The organism is uncultured Aquimarina sp. (genome assembly GCF_947492405.1).
Taxonomy (GTDB): domain Bacteria; phylum Bacteroidota; class Bacteroidia; order Flavobacteriales; family Flavobacteriaceae; genus Aquimarina.
The window spans coordinates 1-510 of sequence record NZ_CANLMP010000027.1 but is presented as its reverse complement, the minus strand read 5'-3'; the positions used below and the strand labels follow the sequence as shown (position 1 = coordinate 510).

Genomic DNA, 510 nt, shown 5'->3' with positions numbered 1-510 from the left:
AGTAGCATTATCAACTATTTTAGCAATTACTAAATCTACTTCGTTATTTACTACGATATCCTCACTTGGATCATCTGAAGTAGTATTATTATCTACTTGATCTAAAGTAACTCCTGTAACCGTATTGGTAATCGTATCATCACTAGTCCCTGCATCAACTGTCGCCTCTAGTACTAAAGTCACTACAGTGCTATCATCTATATCTCCAATTGTCCAAACTCCGGTTGCATCATCATAAGTTCCCTGACTTGGAGTATCCGAAACATAAGTCACTCCTGTTGGCAACTGATCTGTAATTGATACTGCCGTTGCTCTTGCAGGACCATTATTTGTAACTGTGATTGTATAGTTGATCGTATCTCCTTCATCTGGAGTAGCATTATCAACTGTCTTTGCTACTACTAAGTCAACTTCATTGTTTATAGTAATATCTTCACTTGGATCATCTGGAGTAGTATTAGTATCTGTTTGATCTAAAGTAACTCCGGTAACTGTATTAGTAATCGTATC

Annotated in this window: 1 protein-coding gene; it reads right to left on the bottom strand. The window is 36.7% G+C overall.

Annotated features, from left to right (window positions below):
• The coding region (locus Q0829_RS27505; protein WP_298549304.1) for a DUF11 domain-containing protein at positions 1-510 on the bottom strand (510 nt) is incomplete at both ends.